The organism is Apibacter sp. B3935 (assembly GCF_009827705.1).
Taxonomy (GTDB): Bacteria; Bacteroidota; Bacteroidia; order Flavobacteriales; family Weeksellaceae; genus Apibacter.
Genome location: NZ_WINL01000002.1, coordinates 599714 through 621733, shown reverse-complemented (window position 1 = coordinate 621733; position 22020 = coordinate 599714). Strand labels below are relative to the sequence as shown.

Below are 22020 nucleotides of genomic sequence, written 5' to 3'. Positions count from 1 at the left end.
TAAAGTAATAAGCCATGAATTTACATGAATATCAAGGAAAAGAAATACTTTCATCATTTGGAGTAAGAGTTCAAAGGGGAATAGTTGCTACTACACCGGAGAAAGCCGTTGCAGCAGCTAAAGACATTAATGATCAAACAGGTACTAAATGGTGGGTGGTAAAAGCTCAAATTCATGCAGGAGGAAGAGGAAAAGGAGGAGGAGTTAAATTGGCAAAATCTTTGGATGAAGTTAAAGAAATCTCCTCTGAAATCATAGGAATGAATCTAATCACTCCTCAAACACCTAAAAATGGTAAGAAAGTTCATCAGGTATTTATTGCGGAAGATATGTATTATCCCGGAGAGGGTAAAATTGAAGAATTTTATATGTCTGTTTTATTAGACAGAGTGAAAGGAAAAAATGTAATTATATATTCTACAGAAGGAGGGATGGACATTGAAACGGTAGCAGAAAAAACTCCGTCACTTATATTTAATGAAGAAATTGACCCATCGGTTGGTTTACAAAATTTTCAAGCAAGAAAAATTGCTTTTAATCTCGGATTATCCGGAGAGGCATTTAAAAATATGGTAACATTTGTGACTGCATTATATAATGCTTATATAAAAAGCGATGCTACCTTATTCGAGATAAATCCCGTTTTAAAAACATCAGATAATCAAATTGCGGCAGTAGACGCAAAAGTTACCATTGATAACAACGCTCTTTTCAGGCATCCCGAATATGTAAAATTAAGAGATATAAGAGAAGAAGATCCGACCGAAGTACTAGCAGGAGAGGCAGGATTAAATTTTGTAAAACTAGAAGGCAATGTAGGTTGTATGGTAAACGGTGCAGGATTAGCTATGGCAACGATGGATATTATTAAACTTTCAGGAGGAGACCCGGCAAATTTTTTAGATGTTGGGGGAACTGCTGACGCTGAAAGAGTAGAAAAAGCATTTAGAATAATTTTAGCAGATGATAGAGTACAAGCGATACTCGTAAATATATTTGGAGGTATTGTTCGTTGCGATCGAGTAGCACAAGGCATTTTAGATGCCTATAAAAATATGAGTGATTTTATAAAAGTGCCAATCATAGTACGATTACAGGGAACTAATGCAGAAATAGCTAAAAAAATGATTGATGAAAGTGGATTAAAAGTTATATCTGCTATTACCTTAGAAGATGCGGCAAATGAGGTTACTAAAGCTTTAGCATAATCTTAAAAAATAAATAATAAAAAAGGCTATCAATGGATAGCCTTTCTTTATAATTATTGTAAAGGAGTCAAAAAGGGATAAGTTAACCATTGAAAGCTATTGGAATTTGTTTTTTTGACATAACCAATACCCGGATAAGGAAGATGATAACCCAAAACAAGGGTTTTATCCCTGCTTAAAGTATCAAGAAAGGAAATACGTGTTTTAACTGCCAAATCAAAATTCCAGTCAAAAGATGTTCCCCATTCAGGATGTGGGAATAATAATGCTCCATAATGAACTAAATCAGCAATATGCACCAATGATTCATTGTTGGAGCGAATAGTTGAAATAATATGTCCCGGAGTGTGTCCCGGAGCTAATGAAAAAGTAATGCAATTTAAAATAGTTTCCTTATCCTTAATAAATTTAATTTTCGATTTTATCGATTTTAATTTAGTACTGATTACTTTAATACTTTCTTTTAATTCAGCTTCATTTCCTGAACGTTTAGACTTTGAAAAATCTTGTTTTTTGCCTGTCCAGAAATCATATTCTTTTTTAGTTAAATAAATAGTGGCATTCGGAAAAACCGGTTTATTATTGGCAACCAACCCTCCAATATGATCTAAATGAGCATGAGTAATCACAATATCTGTAATTTGATCCGGTTTAATACCGACCACAGATAGGGCATTAAGCAATTTTCCGCCATTACCATTAATCTCTCCCGTTCCGGTATCAAATAAAATTAAATGGTTATCCTTTTTTAATAATAATACATTTAAGGCCAATTCTAATTTATCGGTTGGTAAATAATTGTCTAAAAGTATTTTATTAACCTCATCGGCTTTTGCTACAGGCGCCATTTCGGGTTGTACAGAAGGATTGTAAAAATAGCCATCGGTAAGTAATACTCCTTGAATATCACCGATTTTCAAATTTTGGAAACCGGAATAATTAAAATTTTGAGCAGATGTTACCCCGGTAATAAAAAGGGTAAATACAATTAATAATTGATTTAAAAAATTTCTCATATTTAAAGGTTTTTAAAGATTTCATTAGGATGCGTTTAAAGTTAATATGGCTTTTTGTAAAATTAAATTATTCGGAAAAGTTACCGGTAATCCATCATCGGTACGTAACACAACATAGAAAGCCTTAATATCTTCAACAGTTGCGGTGATTGGATTATCTTTGTCAATAATCTTTATAATGTCTCCTATCCTAAATGGAACAGTGAAATAGATGATAAAACCCGCAGTTACATTGCTTAATAATGACCATTGGGCAAAAAAAGCGACACCTACAATTGCAAAAAAAGAGGCAAATGTAGCAAATATCCATTCCGGAGTAACTCCCCAAATGGTTATAAGAAGAACAAAGCCCAAAATATTAATTAATATACTTGAATATTTAATCACTACTCGTGTTCGTAATTCTTTAATATGGGTATGATTACCATATTTTAAAATTATTTTATTTATAATAAGTTTTAAAAAATATATCGCTATAATAACAATTATAGTTGCTATTAATTGAAGGTGATAATCTTTAAAAAATTTACTTAATAATTCCATTTTATATTATATCATTTAATTTGTTCGTAAATCTTCTTAGTAAATTAGTTTTGTTCAATTGGAATGGCATTTTTTCACAAAATAGAAAGATCTCTACTACTTTTTAGAAAAAAGTGTTTAGCTTACTTCATATATACACATAAGTTTTAAGGCTCATTAAAAAAAAGAAAAGATATATTCTCCTAATATATACATGGATGAAATGTCTTATTTACAATACATTTTTTATTATTAATGTTATGTTCGGCATTAAGGTATATAATTATTATGAACTCTGTTAAAACGAAGGCAAATTTACAAACAAAATTCATCAATTTTTATTTAAATTAGAACTATTTTATCAGATTATAAAAAAAATTAATTCCGGGATACGTTGAATTATATTATTTAATACGGTATTTTAATTATAAAATTTTACATTGTATTTTTGTACTACTTATGATTACTCAAGAAAATCTAAAAGAATTACAGACAAGGATAAACGATTTGTATGAATACTTGGAAATAGAAAAAAAGCAAGTAGAAATACAAAATGAAGAAGAAAAATCTGCAGATCCCTCATTTTGGGAAGATCCAAAAGAAGCAGAAAAAATATTAAAACAATTAAGAGCCAAAAAAAAATGGGTTGAAGAGTACCAGGAAATCAACGCACAATATGAAGACTTAGTGGTTTTATACGATTTTTTTAAATCAGGAGATGTTTCCGAAGATGAAATAAATTCTCATTACCAAGCAGTAGTAGCTTTGCTAGAAAATATAGAGTTTAAAAATATGTTATCATCTGAAGGTGACGATTTAAACGCTGTGATACAAATAACGGCAGGAGCAGGTGGAACCGAAAGCTGTGATTGGGCGAGTATGCTCATGCGTATGTATATTATGTGGGCTGAAAAACATAATTTTAAAGTAAAAGAGCTTAATTATCAGGCCGGAGATGTAGCAGGTGTAAAAACAGTAACATTAGAGATTGAAGGAGACTATGCCTTTGGTTATTTAAAGGGAGAAAACGGAGTGCATCGATTGGTTAGAATTTCACCGTTTGATTCTAATGCAAAAAGACATACGTCTTTTGCTTCTGTGTATGTATATCCTTTAGTAGATGAATCTATTGAGATCCAGATTAATCAAGCTTCGCTTTCATGGGATACGTTTCGTTCCAGTGGAGCCGGAGGACAAAATGTTAATAAAGTGGAAACAGGAGTTAGATTACGCTATAAATATAAAGATGAAGACACAGCAGAAGAAAAAGAAATCATCATTGAAAATACTGAAAGTAGATCCCAACTACAAAATAAGGAAAAAGCATTGCAATTATTAAAATCACGCTTATTTGAAATTGAACTTGAAAAAAGAAATGCGAAACGCGACGAAATAGAGGCGGGTAAAATGAAGATAGAATGGGGAAGTCAGATAAGAAATTATGTATTGCAGCCCTATCGATTGATTAAAGATGTTCGAACAGGCACTGAAACTTCAGATGTTGACTCAGTTATGAATGGTAATATAGATGATTTTTTAAAGTCATATTTAATGTTGATGGGACAGAGACCTCAATAAGATACGATAAAATAAAATTATTTATATTTGCTTTTAATAAAACTAAAAATATTTGATAAATTATGGGTATTATACTACTATTTGTTCTGTTTATATTATTCTTTTTAGGCGCGCCTATATTTGTTGTAAAGCAACAAACATCAGTAATTATTGAAAGATTTGGAAAATTTAATTCCTCACGAAATGCAGGAATTAATTTTAAAGTCCCTTTCATAGATAAGATTGCAGGAAAAGTAAATTTAAAAATCCAGCAATTGGATGTTATGATTGAAACTAAAACAAAAGATAATGTATTTGTCCATCTTAAAGTTTCAGTTCAATATCAAGTAGTTCAGACAGCTGTGTATGATGCATTTTATAAATTACAAAATCCATACGAACAAATCACTTCTTATGTTTTTGATGTAGTTCGGGCTGAAGTTCCTAAATTACGTTTAGATGATGTATTTGAAAGAAAAGATGACATAGCAATAGCTGTTAAAAGTGAATTGCAAGAAGCGATGCAGAGCTATGGACACAGCATTGTGAAAGCCTTAGTTACAGATATTGATCCCGATGAACAGGTTAAACAAGCAATGAATCGAATAAATTCAGCAGAAAGAGAAAAGGTTGCCGCAGAATATGAAGCGGAAGCAGAGCGTATTAAAATTGTAGCTAAAGCCAAAGCGGAAGCAGAAAGTAAACAATTACAAGGAAAAGGTATTGCCGATCAAAGGAGAGAAATCGCACGAGGTTTAGAAGAATCTGTTAAAGTATTAAACGGAGTAAATATAAACTCACAAGAAGCCTCTTCTTTAATTGTGGTTACTCAACATTACGATACATTAAGCTCCATAGGAGCCAGTTCTCGATCTAATTTAATATTGCTGCCCAATAATCCGAGTGCAGCAAGTGATATGTTAACTAATACAATTACTTCTTTTGTAGCTTCACAAAAAATTGGTGATCAATTAAATGATAAACAATCCGAGTAATAAAATTAATTAAAGAATATAAAAATAAAAAAAGAGGCATTGATTTTCAATGCCTTTTTTTATGAAAATATATTAGATATTTATCCAAAAATTATTTTTTAGTGGCCTCCTTAATATCATTTTTAGAATCCTCAGCAGCATTTTTTACGCCTTCTTTAGCGTTATTAGCTGTTTCTTTGATATTATGGTTTTGATCGTTTGCTTCGTCCTTAACTTTATCTACAGTCTTGTCTAAGCTTTCTTTAGCTTCATGAGCTGTTTCTTTTATATGAGCGGTAGCAGAATCGGTGAAATTTCCAATTTTTTCACCTAAAGTCGCTGTATCTTTTGCAAGAGAATCAGCAGTAGAACTGGACGCATCTACATGATTAACTTGTTTTTTTTCACAAGCAATAAAAGAAATAGAAGTAATAGTAGCAATAGTTAAGATGTTTAAAATTGTTTTTTTCATAACGATAAATTTTTAAATGATTTTTTTTGAAATTTAATTTATTTTTTAGTTGCTCTCATCTAATGCTGAGCTGGGAGCAATTTCTTGCTGTGGTTGAGCATTCATGCCCGGGATAGCTGGATTGTTATTGTTCTTAAGGTTAGCAGAACTGTCTATAGGAGGTGCCGGCGCAATTTCTTGCTGAGGCTGAGCATTTAGACCTTGCACGGAATTTATTTCATTGGTTTTATTTTTATGATTATTTTCACATGCAATGAAGGAGCTAGTTATACTAAGTAACGTGATGGCAGTAAATTTTAAAAAATTTTTATTCATCACTTGAGGTTTTTTTTGTTAAGTTTTAAAAAAGTAAAAATTTACTTTCGGAAAAAAGGCTACAAAAAAGTTGTAACCTTTTGTGAATTTTGTTTAATTTAAACAAATTATTTTGCTTCTTCAGCTTTAGGAGCAGCAGCTTCTTCAGCTTTAGGAGCTTCAGCTTTAACTGTATCTGTTGCAGGAGCTTTAGGAGCTTCTTCAACCGCAGTAGAATCAACCGCTGGAGCAGCAGTTTCTGTAGAATCAGTTGTAGCAGCAGCATCACTACTAGCTTGTTTTTTATCACATGCGATAAAAGAAGTTGTTGCAATAACAGTTACAGCTGCAATGTTTAAAATTAGTTTTTTCATTTTTTAGTTTTTTTAATTATATATAATTTAAATTAGAGAAACAAAGATAGGAGAGTTAAACTTTGTTGCAAGATTCAAATGCTTGTAATATTTTTGTAAAAACTGTTTTTTGAATTTTACAAAAAATATATACTGATTATCAGTGTGTTAAAATTATTTTACAAATGAAGGGTCAGGAAAAAATACTTTTTGAGCAATTAAAAAAGGAGGTTACCCAAACCTTTTTAGAAGATTTTCCTACCTTAAATCCTGACATCTCAAAATGGAAAGGATTAGACATTATATATTTTCAAGAACATTTAAGACAGAAAGTTAGAGGAAACGTTAGCGAAAAATGGTTCTATACCTATTTTAAATCTTCATTTGAAAAATTACCCAGAATTGATATGCTCAATTTATTAACTCAATATTGTGGATATAAGAGGGGATGGACAGAATTTCAGGAAAAATATCAATCTAAAATATCTCAAGGCAATCTTAATTCACATGTGTCGAATGAGCCATTGATAAATAAAACTGTTGGAGGTGATAAAAAAAATTCATTAGAAAATGTAGAGGTAAAAACTAATGGTTATGATGATGAAGCTATACATACAGAATCTTTAGGCATAAACGTAACTAAAAATAAAAATCATTCGTTTGGCATTAAAAAATTAATATATATACTGTTAGGATTGATCGCATTATTAGTTGTGGTTTTTTCAATTGATAAATATTACGAATATAGAAATACCTTCAAATTTTGTTTTTATGATGCCGATAGAAGCTCTTTAATAAAATCCAAATTAGAAATAATTATCCAAAAAAATGGAGTATCTCCTGAATATTATACCGTTTCTAATGGTTGTTTTACCTATCGATCATCAACAGATACTCTCAAAATGACTATAAGTTCACCTATGTATAAAAGGGAATCTTTTGTAGTCGGACTTAAAGAAATAAGAGATAAGGGAGAAGAGAATAATAGAAACTTCAAATTGAGGCCTGATGATTATGCTATCATGTTATATTATTATTCAACTGGTGTAAATGATGCAGATGAAAATAAAAAATCGCAATTAATAAAACAAAGAAAAGAAGAGTTAAATAAATTAATTGCTGATGATGCACTTATTTATCAGGTTTACGATAACGAATTATTTGGTGTTGAAGTGCTGGATAAGAAAAAATACATTGACTTTATGACTACACCTACTACCTCACTCAAAAATTATATTCTGATTAACAGCCAGATTAATAAGAACAAAAAAATAGATTTAATAAAATTCAAAATACAAAAAAATGAAAAATAAGCATATAATTCAAATTATTATAGTTTTTCTGATAATAGGTTTTGTAGCTTGTAAGAAGGAAAAATATTACGAAGGAGAAAAAGATCCTATTAAAATAAAAGAATATAACAATAAAAATTATTATGCTTCTGAAAAAATGGATTCATTGGCAGTAATATCACATATAACAGAACAAAAGTTACAAGAAGTTTATGATTTAGCTATTTTAGCAACTGAAAATAAATCAAACAAAGAGATTGATACACTTATAGTTTCACAATTAAAAGGGTATTTTCCTAAAAAAGACACGGTGTATGTGAGTAAAATTGTGAATAATTTGGATTCTTTAAAGGTAAAATATGTTACAATTGAACTTGAAAAGAAAAAATCTGATACCACTACGATTCTTAATGATTCAATAGGAGTAGTACATTATAAGGTTCATTATTATAATAATAAGAAAAAATATTTCTCTACTCAGAGATCCCAAGCAAATTATATTTTAAAAAAGAATCCGGAAAAATTTAAATCGGAATTTAAATTTTACTTTACCTCAATTGGAAAAACCGAACAATAATTGGGAGTTATAATATAATCCAAAGGTATATCCGATCTTGAAATATCGTTAATTGAATCCAAGGGTTCAAAAAAAGAAAGTCCAACTTTAGTAGAGGAAAGGTGATTTATAAGGAAGTTGTCATAATATCCTCTACCATATCCTACGCGGTTTCCTAAAATATCATAAGCCAATAAAGGAGTAAAAATGCAATCTATATTCATAATCTGTATATTATCTTGATCTATCGGTTCAGGGATTCCCCACAAATTTTTTTCAAGTTTAGTTTCAGGAGTAAGTTCAAAATGTAATAAAGAATTATGATGTACTTTGGAGCAATAAACCTTTTTTTGATTAGCCCACAAATAATTTAGTATAAAAGAAGTATCAATCTCCTTTTTATCAGAAATAGTTAAGAAAATATGGTAAGAATTGTAGTCGGACAAAATAGAATTTTTCCACTGTAAAAAAATTTGCTCAGATTTAGATAATACCTGCTTTTTCGTAAGCAAAGATCTTAACATTAGAAAATTCTTACGAGCCTCTTTTTTTAACATGAATCATATTTTTTTTACAGAAATAATTTTAACAGGACAGGCTTTAGCCGCTTTATCTGCAGCCTCAAAACAATAGTTATCAGGATTTTTTAAAGTGAAAAAACCCTTTTTTTCAATAGACCTAAGTAAAACAGATTTTCCATCTTTTTTAGACATGCGAAAATTTTCAGGATCAAACTCCGAACAATAATTGCATCCTATGCATTTATCTCTTTGCAATGTAATGATTACCATATTTTAATTAAAAAAATCGAAAATCTACGCTTTAACAACTTTATATAATTTATCGGACGGACGTATTTTAAAACCAATAGGTAAAGTAAGTATATCTCCCTTTTTAGCTTCCTGAGCGGGTATATCATCGACCATCATCGAAGAAACTTCAGCTTCTTGTGAACCGGTAGTAGGTCCCTGAATTAATATTTTATCACCAACATTTAAACTATAAGCCTCAATCTCAAATTCACCAATTTTAGTTTTAGGGTAAAAATGTCGACCTTTTCCAATATAAACCTTTTTTTGTGTAGCATTAGATCCCGGATTATCAGACCATTCCCCTAATTTTTGCCCAAGATAATAACCGCTCCAAAATCCTCGGTTATAAACAGTTTCTAACTTTTTCATCCATTCGGCTACAGCTTCTTTAGTAAAAGATCCAGAAGCAATGGCATCAATGGCTTCACGATAGCATTTAGTTACAGTAGCCACGTATTCCGGTGCTCTTCCTCTACCTTCTATTTTCAATACTTTTAACCCGGAATCAATAACTTGATCAAGAAAATCAATTGTACATAAATCTTTAGGGGACATCATATATTCATTATCGATTTCAATCTCAAAACCGGATTCTTGATCGATAACGGTGTATTTCTTTCTGCAATTTTGTTTACAAGCCCCCCGATTAGCAGAAGAATTATGAGAATGTAGACTCAAATAACATTTCCCCGATACAGCCATGCATAAAGCGCCATGTCCAAAAATTTCAATTTCAACTAATTTTCCACCCGGGCCTTTAATTTGTTCTTTATTAATTTGAGAAGTGATCTTTTTAACTTGGCTTAAGCTCAATTCTCTGCTTAAAACCATAGTATCGGCAAATAAAGAATAAAATTTTACCGTTTCAATGTTGGTAATGTTTATTTGAGTTGAAATATGAACCTCCATTCCAATTTGTCTTGCATATGCAATAACCGCTTGATCCATGGCAATAACTGCTGTTATAGAAGCAGATTTTGCTCGATCCAAGACAGTTTTTATTATGGATAAATCGTGATCATAAATAATTGTGTTCAAGGTCAAGTACGTTCGTACCCCTTTTTGAGAACATCTTTTGGAAATTTCTTCCAAATCGTCTAAAGTAAAATTAACAGATGAACGCGCACGCATATTTAATTGCTCGACTCCAAAATAAATTGAATCTGCACCATTATCCAAAGCTGCTTGCAATGATTCAAAATTACCTGCCGGACACATCAATTCTATCTTTCCACTTTCTGTCATTACTGAATTAAAATTTTACGCAAAAATAATAAATATAACCTATATAAAAAGAAGCCTTTATTTAGGTTGGTAAACCATGATTAAAACCTTTCAATATTTCCCGGTTAATTTTAGCCTGTTAAATATTTATTAACGCATAATATCATCTTAGAGAAAACCGTATCTTTGTAAAGAAATTGATATAATGATAAGGAAAATAGCAATATTCCCACTAGTTGTATTAATACGCTTTTATCAGATCGCTATATCTCCTTGGATGGGAAATAATTGCAGGTTTACTCCCACCTGTTCCGCATATATGTTGGAAGCATTAAAAATTCATGGACTGTTCTATGGATTTTGGTTGGGAAGTAAACGTATTTTTCGTTGTCATCCTTGGGGAGGAGAGGGGTACGATCCGGTGCCACATAAAAAACATAATTAAAACTAGATGAATCAACTTTTATATATTACTTGGGATCCGAGTTTAGGTATACATATAGGCAGCTTTACCTTAAGATACTACAGCTTGATGTATGTTATTGCTTTTGGCTTAGGTTTTTATCTCATGGAGTTTATTTTTAAAAAAGATAAGGAAGATAAAAAATTATTAGATCCCTTGTTCATCTATATGTTTCTGGCCGTTATAATAGGAGCTAGATTGGGGCATGTACTCTTTTATCAAAAACAATTATTTATACAAGATCCATTAGCGGTTTTCTTACCCATACGAACTAAACCTCATTTTGAATTTACAGGCTATTCAGGATTAGCCAGTCATGGAGCTGCTATAGGAATTCTAATTTCTTTATATCTATTTACAAGAAAATATTTAAAACGAACTTTTTATTGGATATTAGACAGAATAGTTATTCCGGTTTCCATAGGAGGAATGTTTATACGTTTTGGAAATTTTTTTAATTCGGAAATTATTGGAAAGCCTTCTTCACTTCCATGGGCTGTACTTTTTATACAACAGGATACCGATGAATACGGAAGTATTGTTCCACGCCATCCCTCTCAATTATATGAAGCCTTTGGCTATTTACTTTTGTTTATATCCCTTATGTTTATCTATTTAAAAACCGATAAAAAGAAATATTCGGGTTGGATATTTGGGTATTTTTTAATTGTACTTTTCGGTATCAGGTTTATCGTAGAATTTTTTAAGGAACCGCAGGGAGAAGAATATATTAATTGGCTGGGATTAAATACCGGACAATGGTTAAGTGTACCCTTTATTATCGCAGGAATTTGCATACTAGTGACCGCAAAAAATAGGATTTATACATCAAAAGCAATATAAAATGAAAAATCTAATAACAAAATTAATACTATGTTTGCTGATTGTTATAAGTATAGTGGGTTGTAAAGATCCTAAGAATATAAGTATTAGTACCAATTTCGATAAATTAGATGATAAACCCTTACACATAGGAGATAAATTACCTTTAGAATTTAATACACAAGATGGAATTATTGATTCGTATAGTATTAAGTTGAATAATCAAACATACGATAAAAAAAATATTACTTTAAATGAATCCAATGCTAAGTTGGGTACAAATTATATAGTACTCACGATCAATTATAACGGAAAATATAAAAAAGAAATTGATGCAACTTTTACCGTGTTTCCAAACGAAAAAGAAAAGGATCTACATTATAAATTGATCCAAGAATTTCCACACAATCCGGAATTATTTACACAAGGATTTATCTATAAAGACGGATGGATTACGGAAAGTTCAGGACTCTATGGAAAATCATTATTAGTTAAATATAAATTAGGCTCAACTTCTTACTCTCAAAGCGTTAAAATAGACCCTAAATTTTTTGCAGAAGGGTTTGCTTTGCTAAATGAGAAATTATATTTACTTACTTGGAGGGAGAAAAAAGGATTCATTTATAATGCATCAGATTTTAAACTTTTAAAAGAATTCAACTATCCGGGGACTTTATATGAAGGTTGGGGAGCAACAACCATAGGAGATGAAATGGTTGTTTCTGATGGATCTTCAGAATTAAAATTTTATGATAAAGATTTTAATTTAAAAAAGAGTATTTCAGTAATTGGTTATGAAAATATTTATTCTAGGATTAATGAATTGGAATACGCTAACGGATTTATTTATGCCAATGTTTTTGATGAACCGATCATTTTAAAAATTGATCCTAGTACAGGAATTGTGGTTGCTAAAGCAGATTTTTCGGATTTAGTTAAAATGAACCAAACCAATGAGGAGGCTGTTTTGAATGGGATTGCCTATGTTGATGGTGATACTTTCTTAATTACCGGAAAACTATGGTCTAAAATTTACAAAGTTGAATTTACGAAGTAAGTGAAATGATTTTTTAGTGGATCGTGATTATAGCTGAAATATAATTTTAGAAAAACACATCATTTCATACTCTATATACATTATCTTAAGGGGTTGTTTAATTTACATGTTTTTCAGCATGATAAGATGAACGAACTAGTGGACTGCTTTCAATATGTCTGAAATTTCCTAAACTTTTAGCGTAATCTTCATAATCTTTAAACTGTTCCAACGAAATAAATTCCTTTACAGGAAGATGCTTTTTACTAGGTTGTAAATATTGACCGATCGTGATTACATCAACTCGGGCGTCATGTATTTCTCTAATAGATTCATAAACTTCAGAAGGCTTTTCTCCAAGACCTAGCATAATTCCTGTTTTTGTTCTTCGTTGCCCTTGTTCTTTCATATATCGGAGAACTTCCAAACTTCGATCATATTTTGCTTGTATACGTACTTCACGGGTTAATCTCCTAACCGTTTCCATATTATGAGATATGACTTCAGGGGCAGCTTCCAGAATTCTATTTATATGCCTGTGAATTCCCTGGAAATCAGGAATTAAAGTTTCCATGGTTGTGCCGGGACTAATTCTGCGTACCGCTTTTACGGTTTCTGCCCAAATAATAGATCCCATGTCTTTAAGATCATCACGGTCAACGGAAGTTAATACCGCATGTTTAATTTTCATTAATTTAATTGAACGCGCAACTTTTTCGGGTTCCTCCCAATCAATTTCGGAAGGTCGCCCTGTTTTAACACCGCAAAACCCACAACTTCTGGTACAGATATTACCCAAAATCATAAATGTCGCCGTGCCTTCACCCCAACATTCTCCCATGTTTGGACAGCTTCCACTTTGGCAAATCGTATTAAGCTTATATTTATCTACAATTCCCCTAAGTTCTTTATAATTCTTACCGGAAGGCAGCTTAACCCGAATCCATTTAGGTTTTGTTATTGTTGACGAGTCCATAAAACAAATTTATATCGTACAAAGTTAGTAACTTTATTACGGATAATTATTTAAGCTATAAATATAAAAAAAATATAATTATATAATTATACTGCTATAAATATATAAAATTAGGAGTTTTAATATAAATTTTAACGATTTATTAGCAGAACAATTAGAATAAAATAGTGAACTTTGCAGCTAGCTAATTTTTAGAAAGCATGGAGTATACATCGACTTCCGAAGATATAAAAATTATTATTGAAAAAGTACGGGAAAAAAGCAAAGATTTTAGTTTGCTAAGTAAAGAAATAAATCAGGTGATCGTTGGTCAAAAATACATGATTAACCGCCTGTTAATTGGTTTATTAAGTAACGGTCATGTTTTATTGGAAGGTGTTCCCGGATTAGCAAAGACTTTGGCAATAAAAACACTTGCAGAGGCTCTTGATGGAGAGTTTTCTCGAATTCAATTTACGCCTGATTTATTACCTGCGGATGTTTTAGGAACCTTAATTTATAATATGAAAGAAAACGATTTTTCTATTAAAAAGGGGCCTATCTTTGCTAACTTTATTTTGGCAGATGAAATTAATCGTTCTCCGGCTAAGGTTCAATCAGCTCTGTTGGAAGCCATGCAAGAAAAACAGGTAACCATTGGAGATGAAACATTTAAATTGAAAGAACCTTTCTTGGTTTTGGCAACACAAAACCCTATCGATCAAGAAGGTACTTATCCACTCCCTGAAGCTCAAGTCGATAGATTTATGTTAAAATGCGTTGTTTCTTATCCTGATTTTGAACAAGAAAGAACAATCCTTAGACAAAATATTTCAGGAGAAAAACATGAGGTTAAGAAAATTATCACTTTAGAAAAAATATTTGAGGCGAGGGAGTTGGTGAAAGAAATTTACATGGATGAAAAGATTGAAAGTTATATCCTAAATGTGATATTTGCTACCCGTTATCCTGAAAAATATAATATGCCAAATCTTAAACCTTACATACTTTTCGGCTCTTCCCCTAGAGGCAGCATAAGTATGGCATTGGCGGCAAAAGCAAATGCTTTTCTAAACCAAAGAGGATTTGTAGTACCAGAAGATGTTAAATCCGTTGCCAAAGATGTCCTTCGTCATCGCGTCGGAATAACCTATGAGGCAGAAGCAGAAAATATAACTTCCGAGGATATTATTGATCAAATTCTCAATTCAGTAAAAGCTCCATAGTATTATAAAAAACAAAAAAATTGACGACAGAAGAACTTCTAAAAAAGGTAAGGCTTATTGAGCTAAAGTCTAAAAGAAGAATTAATTCAATATTCTTAGGAGAATATCACAGTTCTTTTAAGGGCATAGGAATGACATTTTCAGAAGTTCGTCAATACCAATTTGGTGATGATGTCAGAAAAATTGATTGGAATAAAACAGCCCGTTTTAATGAACCTTTTGTAAAAATATTTGAAGAGGAAAGAGAAATGGTATCTATGATTTTAATAGATATTAGCGCCTCGATGAATTTTGGAACCAAAAAACAATTAAAAAAAGAATTGGTTGCTGAAATAGGAGCAACTCTTGCTCTTTCTGCCATTAAAAATAATGATAAGGTAGGGTTGGTTTTATTTTCGGATAAAATTGATTATTTTATTGCTCCCAAAAAAGGAAATGCTCATATTGTAAGAATCATAAAAACGATTTTAGAAGCAGAGCCTAAACATACTAAAACAGATTTATCGGTAGTTTTTGATTTTATTATAAAAACTATAAAAAGAAAATCTACCATTTTTCTTATATCTGATTTTGATGTCACCTATTTTGAAAGAAATTTACGGATATTGACTAAAAAGCATGATATTACAGGGATTCGAGTTTACGATCGTTGGGAGAAAATATTTCCCGATATGGGCTTAATTTATCTTGAAGATTTAGAGACAGGAAAATTGCAATGGGTAGATACTTCTTCAAAAACTGTTCGAGATAAATATTCAGCATATTATCAGCGATTAACTACTACAACAGAAAATGCATTTATTAAAAATGGTGCCGGTTTTGTAAATATTCCTTCCGAAGGTGATTATATAAAAATATTGTTTAATTATTTTAGAGGACATCATTAATTGTGAAGTTTAAAATTTTCATAGTATATTTTTTTATAGCAGCAATACTTATTCATGCACAAATCCCTGTTTCCAAAATTTCTACAGATTATATAAAATTTGGAGAACCTATTGTTTTAAAAATAACAGTTAAAACCGGTCAAAAGGATACCATAATTTTTCCAACGATTACAGATACACTCAGTGAAAAATTTGAAGTTTTAAGACAAAAAAAAGATACGTTAAGTAAAAACAATTCTATTTTTATAAATGACAGTATAATTTTTTCAGCTTATGAAGAAGGAACTTTTTCGGTTCCGCCTCAAAGAATTTTAGTCAATTCAAAAGAATATTTTACTCCTTCCTATAAAGTCACGGTAGCTCCTGTTGTTACGGATAGCGTAAAAACTCCTTTATTCGATATTAATAGTATTGTACAGATTCCTAAAAATGTATGGGATTATATACAGCCTTATCTAGGGTATGTACTAATATTACTTGTAATCCTAGTTTGTGTAATCATCTATTTTATAAGAAGAAAAAAGAAAAAATCGGAAACCTATAAAAGCGAACCGGATGTATTAGCCATTAAAAGATTGAAAAAGCTCAAGAAATCTAATTATATAGCTAAGGATTTATATAAAAAATATTATTCAGAATTAACATCCATAATAAAAGAATATATGGAAGCTCGTTGGAATTTTCCGGCAACCAAACTTTTATCTGATGATTTGTTGGAGTATTTAAAAAAAGAAAAATTGATAGATGAAAATGAAATTGAAAATCTGAGCGGTATTTTCAAAACTTCAGACTTGGCAAAGTTTGCGAAATATAAACCAACTCCGGAAGAAGCGAAATTACATATGGAAAAGGCAATTAATTTCATAAATCTTACTAAAACAGATTCACCTAAAATAAAGCTGCAAGATGAATCATAATATACTGTTTGGTTATCCTTGGATGTTGCTTCTTTTACTGGTAATACCCATTTTTATATATTTAAAATTTAGAACGAAAGCTAAGACAAAGGCCGTATCGATACCGAATGTCTCTGCTTTTAAATCTGAAAAAAATTATAAAACATATTTAAGGCCTTTATTATTTTGGATACGTTTGCTTATCCTAGCGCTCTTAATATTTGCCATGGCAAGACCTAAAGTTATAGGCACCTCGCAAGTTTACCAGAGCGATAAGGGGATAGATATCATGCTGACTGTAGATGTTTCTTTAAGTATGTTAGCAAAGGATTTGAATCCGGATAGATTATCAGCACTTAAAAAAGTCGCGCAGAAATTTGCATTAGAAAGATATGTTGACCGAATCGGGTTAATTGCTTATTCCGGGGAAGCACTTACTATGGTTCCTCTTACGGTAGACAGAAAAATTCTTATTCAACAAATTGAAAATCTAAGAACGCAGACATTGGAAGGAGGAACGGCTATAGGGGTGGGCTTAGCTACAGCTGTCAATCATCTTAAAAAAAGTAAGGCAAAAAGTAAAGTAGTTATTTTAATGACAGACGGAGTAAATAATGACGGATATGTAGAGCCAATTGTTGCAGCAGATATTGCAGCTGCTGAAGGAATTAAAGTCTATACCATAGGTATCGGTACTAATGGCTACGCATTATTTCCTACTCAAATAGACCGCTTTACCGGAAAAATTTATTTTGAAAAACAAAAAGTGGAAATTGATGAAGATTTATTAAAGAAAATAGCCCAAAAAACAGGCGGAGCCTATTTTAGAGCTACTGACTCGGAAAGTCTTCAAAATATTTACAATAGAATAAATAAATTAGAAAAATCAGATATAAATGATTTAAAATATTATAATTATAAAGAGAAATATAGAATATTTCTATTTCCTGCATTAATACTTTTGTTACTAGAATTATTCTTAAGAGGCTTTGTAGTTAGAAGTATAAATTAAAAAGATATTATGAATTGGCAGTTTGAGAAAATATCATATTTTTATTTATTGTTATTCATACCCTTTCTATTATGGAGATTACTATATCTCATAAAATGGAAAAAGTCCAAAATAAATCAATTTGCTGAACCAAGTTTTCAAAAAATGATTTTTGGAAAGGAAAATTATTCAAAATTTATTTTAAGTAATATAGGAATAATTATAGCCTATATCCTGATGATTTTAGGATTAGCTAACTTTTTAGGAGGAACAGAGAAAAAAGAAGTAAAGAGTGAAGGAATTGATTTGGTTTTTGTAATAGATGTTTCAAAATCCATGAATGCAGAAGATATAGCTCCTTCAAGATTGGAAAAAGCCAAAAAAATTGTTTGTGATTTTTTATCTAAACTAGGTGGGGATCGAGTAGGAATAGTAGCATTTGCAGGAAATTCCTATCCCATTATGCCTTTATCCAGTGATTATAGCGTTGCTCAGCTCTACTTAAATGGTATAGATACTAATCTTATTACAACCCAGGGAACAAATATAGCAGATGCCGTTTTAAAAGCTTCTACTCTTTTATCTCAAACCTCCAATACATCCAAAGTAATTTTTATAATATCTGATGGAGAAGCCCACGAAGGAGACGTTAAACGGGCAATAAATACGGCAAAGAAAAATAAAATATCTATATTTTCCGTAGGGGTAGGTACAACTCAAGGAGCCCCCATTCCTTTATTTTATGAAGGTAAATATTCAGAATACAAAAAAGATGATAATGGGGATATTGTATTAACGAAATTGCAAGAAAGTACATTAAAACAATTGGCAGCAGGAACCGGAGGTAAATATTTCTATGGCGGTCATAATACAAAAGATGTTGTTACTAAGTTATTTAAATCCATGTCTACCTTAGACAAAACTAACCAATCCGTAAGTATTAATTACGACACAAAACAGTATTTTCATTATTTTATAGGAGCCGCATTTTTAGTTATTTTTATTGTTTCTTTAACAAATTATAGGAGAGATTTTATGATTTAATCTTAGTATCTTTGTTAAAATGTATTTAAAAAATAAATATTTAGTTATAATTTTTATTTCACTAATTAATATTTTTCAAGCTCAGACTAAAGCATCAAGAAAGCATTTATTAGCGGGTAATAATAAATATTTGGCTGAATCTTATAAGGATGCAGCAGCTAATTATTTATATTCGATACAAGACGGAGAAGATTCATATAGATCTAATTACAATTTAGGAAATGCCATGTATAAACTAAAAAAATATGATGACGCATTGATTCAATATGAAAAATCACTCCAATTGGCAGCAAATCAATCGGAAAAAGCCAATGCTTTATTCAATATGGGAAACAGCTATTTTCAAAAAGGAGAATATGAAAAAGCAGCTGAAGCTTATAAAAATGCTTTGAAATTAAATCCGAAAGATGATAAGGCGAGGTATAATTATACGATGTCAAAACAAAAAGTAAAAGAAGCTCAACAAGAACAAGAAGAGCAAAATTCCAAAGATCAAGATAAGAACCAAGGAGATAAAGAAGATAAAAAGGATAATTCTCAGCAAAATGGAAAAGATCATCAGAATTCATCCAATGCTAAAGAAGATAAAACAGATAATTTAACCGATAAAAAAGATAAAGATAATTCTTTAAATAATAAAGAAACACAGCTCAATAAAAATGAAAAAAATTCAATAAATAATCAGAAATCACAAGCAGATACAAATAATGCTAATCTGTCAGATGCCTCTAATCAACATTATGAAAATATTTTAGGAGCAATGGAAGAACAAGAAAAAAGAGCGCATCAAAAGATTATTAATAAAAGAGCTAATTCAAATCAAGGACAAAGTAACAAAGATTGGTGATGAAGAAATATGTAATACTCTTTTTACTTATCTTTTTAAGCGGAATTTGGGCAAAAGCTCAGGTTTCATTTCAACTCATACCCCAAAAAAATGAGGTAGGAGTCAACGAACCTGTACGCTTACAATTTTTACTTTCCATAAAAAATGAAGAAATTAAAAATATGGGGCGTTTAAAATTACCTTCTTTTTCAAATACGCAGGTAATTGGCAGGCAGGTAATTCAGAACCAAGGCTTTGATGATGAAGGGAATAGTGTTTTCGAATATGGAATTGAAATTATATTAAGAGCTGTTAAAAAGGGGAATATCCGTATAGATGCCGCTCAAATAACTGTTAATAATAGGAAATATGAGACCAAGCCCACCGTAATAACTGTGTCAGGAAATCCTAGTGGAAGTGAAGATGACACAGCTTTTAATTCAAAATTGGGTGAAGTATTTCTTAAATTTAAAGTATCAGAAAAGAATCCGTATCAAAATGAAGGGGTAGTTGCTAATTTAAAATTTTATACTCGAAGGATTGAATTACTCAATAGTATGACCAATCTGGTTTCTCCGGATTGGCAGGGGGTATTTGTACAGCCGGTAAAAGAAAGAAGCAATACCTACGAACAAGAAATAATTAATGGAGAATCCTATTTTTCAAGAGTTATAGGGACTTATGTTATGTTTCCAACTCAATCGGGAACCCTTGTCATAAATCCGTTTACCTTAACATTAACAATTCCGGATGGATTTTTTGATGAACACGACTTAAATATAAAATCGGCACCGGTTACATTACAAGTTAAGAGACTTCCTGATAATGCTCCAGAAGATTTTCATGGGCTGGTAGGTCAATTTACTATTAGGGCTTCAGCAAACAAAAAAGAATTACAAGCAGAAGAAGCTGTAACTGTAAATGTAGAAATAAATGGTAAGGGAAATCTTACGCTTCTTAAATCTCCCGGACTTCTAATATCTGATGATATAGAACAATATACCCCTAAAAGTAAATTTGATTCAGAGGCAACCGTACAAGGCATAAAAGGAAAATTAAATACGTCTACCATATTAGTTCCTCAAAAAGAGGGTACTTATAATATAAATGTAGAATCAATTAGCTATTTTGATCCCATAGATGAGAAATATAAAAGTTTAATAGTACAGCCAATTCCTATTAAAGTATCAGCTAATACTTTAGCAAAAAATGATGAAAAAACCGGTACGGTTATCAAAAAGGACACTAGTGATGTCGACCAATATGATCCCAAATCTGCTATTAAAAATAAGGTCACTGAAGTGTTGAAAAGAGACCATAACAGCTTAGGAAAAATATTGATAATTATATTATTTACAGGAGTTATATCAATTATAGTTATTCTGGTAATTTGTATATTAATAATAAAAAGAAATAAAAAAAATAAGCTAAAAAAACAAGAAGAAGAACAATCGTTTGATTCATTAAATAAAGAAAAAAAATTTACATCACGTAATTTACCTTATACAAGCTCTAACATTACTAATGATTTTAAAAATGAATTATCACAATTAAATCATTTAGCACAAGAAGGAACAGATAAAAAAGAATTTTACATTCTTTTAGAAAAGACTTTGATAGAAGCAGCAAAACAATTTTTAAATTTAGAAAAAGATAGTTTTGTTTCTACTTCAGACTTAGAAGATGAATTAGCTCAAAGATTAGGAGATGAAATTTCAGAAGAATGGAAAAATATGGTTATTCAATCTCAAATTGAACGATATTCAAGTGTAACAGAACAAGAATCCCTAGAATCTGTGTATACAAAAGCTAAAGACTTAATTAAGAAATTAAATATAAAAAAATAGAGCGCCTAAAAACTTTTTAGGTAATTTAATTAACAAAATTCTTTAAAAATATAATTTTACTATGCCTTTACATTTTTCTATCCAGGAAATAGCAAGTTGTTTTATGGTTTTATTTGCCATTATAGATATTTTTGGCAGTGTTCCCGTAATAGTAAGCATAAAAAGTAAAGTTGGTTATCTTCAGGCTAAAAAAACAACATTGGTTGCATGTGCAATCATGATATCCTTTTTGTTCGTTGGAGATAAATTACTAAAGCTTATAGGAATTGATGTATATTCATTTGCTGTAGCAGGTGCTTTAGTTTTATTTGTTATTGCACTGGAAATGATTTTGGGCATTGAAATTAATAAAATCGATGAGCCGCATTCAGCTTCCATAATTCCTTTAGCATTTCCTTTAATAGCAGGAGCAGGAGCTTTAACCGCCGTATTGGCTTTAAAAGCAGAATATCATACGGAAAATATTATCATAGCCATACTTCTTAATATGGTAGTCGTATATTTAGTATTAAGATATTCGGGTAAATTAGAACAAATTTTAGGACAAGGAGTAATTTCAATTATGAAAAAAGTTTTCGGTATTATCTTATTAGCTATTTCCATTAAGTTATTTACTGCAAACATAACTTCTTTGTTAGAAAAAGTATCTCCTTAAAAAATAAGATCTCATTTTGTATATTTGTAAAAATATAAAGATGAAATATTTTTTAAATCTTACTCTTTTAGCTTTTGTCCTCTTAATAATTT

At 30.7% G+C, this 22020-nt stretch carries 25 protein-coding genes; 16 read left to right on the top strand and 9 right to left on the bottom strand.

Features of this window, described 5'->3' with window-relative positions; translation table 11 throughout:
- Window positions 1-14 precede the first annotated feature (14 nt).
- Window positions 15-1208, top strand: a complete 1194-nt coding sequence (gene sucC, locus GFV00_RS05685) for an ADP-forming succinate--CoA ligase subunit beta (protein WP_160556887.1) — start codon at window positions 15-17, stop codon at window positions 1206-1208.
- 53 nt (window positions 1209-1261) lie between these two features.
- Here sucC and GFV00_RS05680 read toward each other — a convergent pair whose 3' ends face one another.
- Entirely contained in the window at window positions 1262-2224 is a 963-nt protein-coding gene (locus GFV00_RS05680) for an MBL fold metallo-hydrolase (protein WP_160556888.1), read from the bottom strand.
- Window positions 2225-2248: 24 nt separating this feature from the next.
- A complete protein-coding gene (locus tag GFV00_RS05675) occupies window positions 2249-2767 on the bottom strand; it encodes a mechanosensitive ion channel domain-containing protein (protein WP_160556889.1) in 519 nt (172 codons plus the stop codon).
- A 438-nt stretch (window positions 2768-3205) separates the two neighbouring features.
- Between GFV00_RS05675 and prfB the strand changes: the two genes are divergently transcribed.
- Window positions 3206-4324 (top strand): peptide chain release factor 2, encoded by a 1119-nt coding sequence (prfB, locus tag GFV00_RS05670; RefSeq protein WP_160556890.1) that lies wholly within the window; start codon window positions 3206-3208, stop codon window positions 4322-4324.
- A gap of 62 nt (window positions 4325-4386) precedes the next feature.
- A complete protein-coding gene (locus tag GFV00_RS05665; protein WP_160556891.1) occupies window positions 4387-5298 on the top strand; it encodes an SPFH domain-containing protein in 912 nt (303 codons plus the stop codon).
- A gap of 91 nt (window positions 5299-5389) precedes the next feature.
- Here the strand turns inward: GFV00_RS05665 and GFV00_RS05660 are convergent, their stop codons facing one another.
- The 3 genes from GFV00_RS05660 to GFV00_RS05650 all read right to left on the bottom strand — a co-directional run bounded on the left by GFV00_RS05660 (window position 5390) and on the right by GFV00_RS05650 (window position 6417).
- Window positions 5390-5749 (bottom strand): hypothetical protein, encoded by a 360-nt coding sequence (locus tag GFV00_RS05660; protein WP_160556892.1) that lies wholly within the window; start codon window positions 5747-5749, stop codon window positions 5390-5392.
- Between the two features lie 45 nt (window positions 5750-5794).
- Complete coding sequence (locus GFV00_RS05655; RefSeq protein WP_160556893.1) at window positions 5795-6064, bottom strand: hypothetical protein; 270 nt, start codon at window positions 6062-6064, stop codon at window positions 5795-5797.
- Between the two features lie 107 nt (window positions 6065-6171).
- On the bottom strand, window positions 6172-6417 hold the full coding sequence (locus tag GFV00_RS05650; RefSeq protein WP_160556894.1) for a hypothetical protein: 246 nt from the start codon (window positions 6415-6417) through the stop codon (window positions 6172-6174).
- A gap of 164 nt (window positions 6418-6581) precedes the next feature.
- On the opposite strand from GFV00_RS05650, the gene GFV00_RS05645 reads away from it, so the two are divergent.
- Both GFV00_RS05645 and GFV00_RS05640 read left to right on the top strand, forming a co-directional pair.
- A complete protein-coding gene (locus GFV00_RS05645) occupies window positions 6582-7709 on the top strand; it encodes a hypothetical protein (RefSeq protein ID WP_160556895.1) in 1128 nt (375 codons plus the stop codon).
- Window positions 7699-8265, top strand: a complete 567-nt coding sequence (locus GFV00_RS05640; protein ID WP_160556896.1) for a hypothetical protein — start codon at window positions 7699-7701, stop codon at window positions 8263-8265. Before GFV00_RS05645 ends, GFV00_RS05640 begins: the two co-directional genes overlap by 11 nt.
- On the opposite strand, the gene GFV00_RS05635 is transcribed toward GFV00_RS05640, so the two are convergent.
- From GFV00_RS05635 to GFV00_RS05625, 3 genes are read right to left on the bottom strand one after another with little or no spacing between them, the layout of a single operon-like run.
- Window positions 8232-8801 carry a 5-formyltetrahydrofolate cyclo-ligase gene (locus GFV00_RS05635; protein WP_160556897.1) on the bottom strand — a complete coding sequence of 190 codons (570 nt, stop codon included), beginning with the start codon at window positions 8799-8801 and terminating at the stop codon, window positions 8232-8234. The two genes, GFV00_RS05640 and GFV00_RS05635, sit on opposite strands and share 34 nt — an antisense overlap.
- Window positions 8802-8804: 3 nt before the next feature.
- A complete protein-coding gene (locus GFV00_RS05630) occupies window positions 8805-9035 on the bottom strand; it encodes a ferredoxin (protein ID WP_160556898.1) in 231 nt (76 codons plus the stop codon).
- 24 nt (window positions 9036-9059) lie between these two features.
- Window positions 9060-10301 carry a U32 family peptidase gene (locus tag GFV00_RS05625; RefSeq protein WP_160556899.1) on the bottom strand — a complete coding sequence of 414 codons (1242 nt, stop codon included), beginning with the start codon at window positions 10299-10301 and terminating at the stop codon, window positions 9060-9062.
- A 184-nt stretch (window positions 10302-10485) separates the two neighbouring features.
- Here GFV00_RS05625 and yidD point away from each other — a divergent pair, with 184 nt between their 5' ends.
- From yidD to GFV00_RS05610, 3 genes are read left to right on the top strand one after another with little or no spacing between them, the layout of a single operon-like run.
- Complete coding sequence (gene yidD, locus GFV00_RS05620) at window positions 10486-10725, top strand: membrane protein insertion efficiency factor YidD (protein ID WP_160541664.1); 240 nt, start codon at window positions 10486-10488, stop codon at window positions 10723-10725.
- A 6-nt stretch (window positions 10726-10731) separates the two neighbouring features.
- Entirely contained in the window at window positions 10732-11586 is an 855-nt protein-coding gene (gene lgt / locus GFV00_RS05615; RefSeq protein WP_160556900.1) for a prolipoprotein diacylglyceryl transferase, read from the top strand.
- Window position 11587: 1 nt separating this feature from the next.
- Window positions 11588-12622, top strand: coding sequence for a glutaminyl-peptide cyclotransferase (locus tag GFV00_RS05610; RefSeq protein ID WP_160556901.1), 1035 nt, complete (start codon window positions 11588-11590; stop codon window positions 12620-12622).
- A 97-nt stretch (window positions 12623-12719) separates the two neighbouring features.
- Here the strand turns inward: GFV00_RS05610 and lipA are convergent, their stop codons facing one another.
- Entirely contained in the window at window positions 12720-13577 is an 858-nt protein-coding gene (gene lipA, locus GFV00_RS05605) for a lipoyl synthase (protein WP_160556902.1), read from the bottom strand.
- Between the two features lie 200 nt (window positions 13578-13777).
- On the opposite strand from lipA, the gene GFV00_RS05600 reads away from it, so the two are divergent.
- From GFV00_RS05600 to GFV00_RS05565, 8 genes are all read left to right on the top strand, one after another.
- A complete protein-coding gene (locus GFV00_RS05600; protein WP_160556903.1) occupies window positions 13778-14782 on the top strand; it encodes a MoxR family ATPase in 1005 nt (334 codons plus the stop codon).
- Window positions 14783-14802: 20 nt separating this feature from the next.
- On the top strand, window positions 14803-15669 hold the full coding sequence (locus GFV00_RS05595) for a DUF58 domain-containing protein (protein WP_160556904.1): 867 nt from the start codon (window positions 14803-14805) through the stop codon (window positions 15667-15669).
- Window positions 15670-15671: 2 nt separating this feature from the next.
- Complete coding sequence (locus GFV00_RS05590) at window positions 15672-16586, top strand: BatD family protein (protein ID WP_160556905.1); 915 nt, start codon at window positions 15672-15674, stop codon at window positions 16584-16586.
- A complete protein-coding gene (locus tag GFV00_RS05585; RefSeq protein ID WP_160556906.1) occupies window positions 16576-17577 on the top strand; it encodes a VWA domain-containing protein in 1002 nt (333 codons plus the stop codon). Before GFV00_RS05590 ends, GFV00_RS05585 begins: the two co-directional genes overlap by 11 nt.
- A 9-nt stretch (window positions 17578-17586) precedes the next feature.
- A complete protein-coding gene (locus GFV00_RS05580; protein ID WP_160556907.1) occupies window positions 17587-18600 on the top strand; it encodes a VWA domain-containing protein in 1014 nt (337 codons plus the stop codon).
- Between the two features lie 19 nt (window positions 18601-18619).
- Complete coding sequence (locus GFV00_RS05575) at window positions 18620-19447, top strand: tetratricopeptide repeat protein (protein WP_160556908.1); 828 nt, start codon at window positions 18620-18622, stop codon at window positions 19445-19447.
- Complete coding sequence (locus tag GFV00_RS05570; RefSeq protein WP_160556909.1) at window positions 19447-21273, top strand: BatD family protein; 1827 nt, start codon at window positions 19447-19449, stop codon at window positions 21271-21273. The genes GFV00_RS05575 and GFV00_RS05570 overlap by 1 nt, the downstream gene beginning before the upstream one ends.
- Before the next feature lie 61 nt (window positions 21274-21334).
- Window positions 21335-21928: a MarC family protein gene (locus GFV00_RS05565; RefSeq protein ID WP_105296814.1), complete on the top strand. Its 594-nt coding sequence runs from the start codon at window positions 21335-21337 to the stop codon at window positions 21926-21928.
- Window positions 21929-22020 lie beyond the last annotated feature (92 nt).

What these genes read in the sequence shown, in the direction of transcription:
- GFV00_RS05580 (WP_160556907.1), top strand. Translation starts at nt 17,587, where the DNA reads ATGAATTGGCAGTTTGAGAAAATATCATATTTTTATTTATTGTTATTC.
- GFV00_RS05600 (WP_160556903.1), top strand. Translation starts at nt 13,778, where the DNA reads ATGGAGTATACATCGACTTCCGAAGATATAAAAATTATTATTGAAAAA.
- lgt (WP_160556900.1), top strand. Translation starts at nt 10,732, where the DNA reads ATGAATCAACTTTTATATATTACTTGGGATCCGAGTTTAGGTATACAT.
- GFV00_RS05650 (WP_160556894.1), bottom strand. Translation starts at nt 6,417, where the DNA reads ATGAAAAAACTAATTTTAAACATTGCAGCTGTAACTGTTATTGCAACA.
- GFV00_RS05585 (WP_160556906.1), top strand. Translation starts at nt 16,576, where the DNA reads ATGAATCATAATATACTGTTTGGTTATCCTTGGATGTTGCTTCTTTTA.
- GFV00_RS05575 (WP_160556908.1), top strand. Translation starts at nt 18,620, where the DNA reads ATGTATTTAAAAAATAAATATTTAGTTATAATTTTTATTTCACTAATT.
- GFV00_RS05675 (WP_160556889.1), bottom strand. Translation starts at nt 2,767, where the DNA reads ATGGAATTATTAAGTAAATTTTTTAAAGATTATCACCTTCAATTAATA.
- GFV00_RS05565 (WP_105296814.1), top strand. Translation starts at nt 21,335, where the DNA reads ATGCCTTTACATTTTTCTATCCAGGAAATAGCAAGTTGTTTTATGGTT.
- GFV00_RS05680 (WP_160556888.1), bottom strand. Translation starts at nt 2,224, where the DNA reads ATGAGAAATTTTTTAAATCAATTATTAATTGTATTTACCCTTTTTATT.
- GFV00_RS05655 (WP_160556893.1), bottom strand. Translation starts at nt 6,064, where the DNA reads ATGAATAAAAATTTTTTAAAATTTACTGCCATCACGTTACTTAGTATA.
- GFV00_RS05665 (WP_160556891.1), top strand. Translation starts at nt 4,387, where the DNA reads ATGGGTATTATACTACTATTTGTTCTGTTTATATTATTCTTTTTAGGC.
- GFV00_RS05640 (WP_160556896.1), top strand. Translation starts at nt 7,699, where the DNA reads ATGAAAAATAAGCATATAATTCAAATTATTATAGTTTTTCTGATAATA.
- lipA (WP_160556902.1), bottom strand. Translation starts at nt 13,577, where the DNA reads ATGGACTCGTCAACAATAACAAAACCTAAATGGATTCGGGTTAAGCTG.
- GFV00_RS05610 (WP_160556901.1), top strand. Translation starts at nt 11,588, where the DNA reads ATGAAAAATCTAATAACAAAATTAATACTATGTTTGCTGATTGTTATA.
- GFV00_RS05635 (WP_160556897.1), bottom strand. Translation starts at nt 8,801, where the DNA reads ATGTTAAAAAAAGAGGCTCGTAAGAATTTTCTAATGTTAAGATCTTTG.
- GFV00_RS05570 (WP_160556909.1), top strand. Translation starts at nt 19,447, where the DNA reads ATGAAGAAATATGTAATACTCTTTTTACTTATCTTTTTAAGCGGAATT.
- sucC (WP_160556887.1), top strand. Translation starts at nt 15, where the DNA reads ATGAATTTACATGAATATCAAGGAAAAGAAATACTTTCATCATTTGGA.
- prfB (WP_160556890.1), top strand. Translation starts at nt 3,206, where the DNA reads ATGATTACTCAAGAAAATCTAAAAGAATTACAGACAAGGATAAACGAT.
- yidD (WP_160541664.1), top strand. Translation starts at nt 10,486, where the DNA reads ATGATAAGGAAAATAGCAATATTCCCACTAGTTGTATTAATACGCTTT.
- GFV00_RS05630 (WP_160556898.1), bottom strand. Translation starts at nt 9,035, where the DNA reads ATGGTAATCATTACATTGCAAAGAGATAAATGCATAGGATGCAATTAT.
- GFV00_RS05660 (WP_160556892.1), bottom strand. Translation starts at nt 5,749, where the DNA reads ATGAAAAAAACAATTTTAAACATCTTAACTATTGCTACTATTACTTCT.
- GFV00_RS05645 (WP_160556895.1), top strand. Translation starts at nt 6,582, where the DNA reads ATGAAGGGTCAGGAAAAAATACTTTTTGAGCAATTAAAAAAGGAGGTT.
- GFV00_RS05625 (WP_160556899.1), bottom strand. Translation starts at nt 10,301, where the DNA reads ATGACAGAAAGTGGAAAGATAGAATTGATGTGTCCGGCAGGTAATTTT.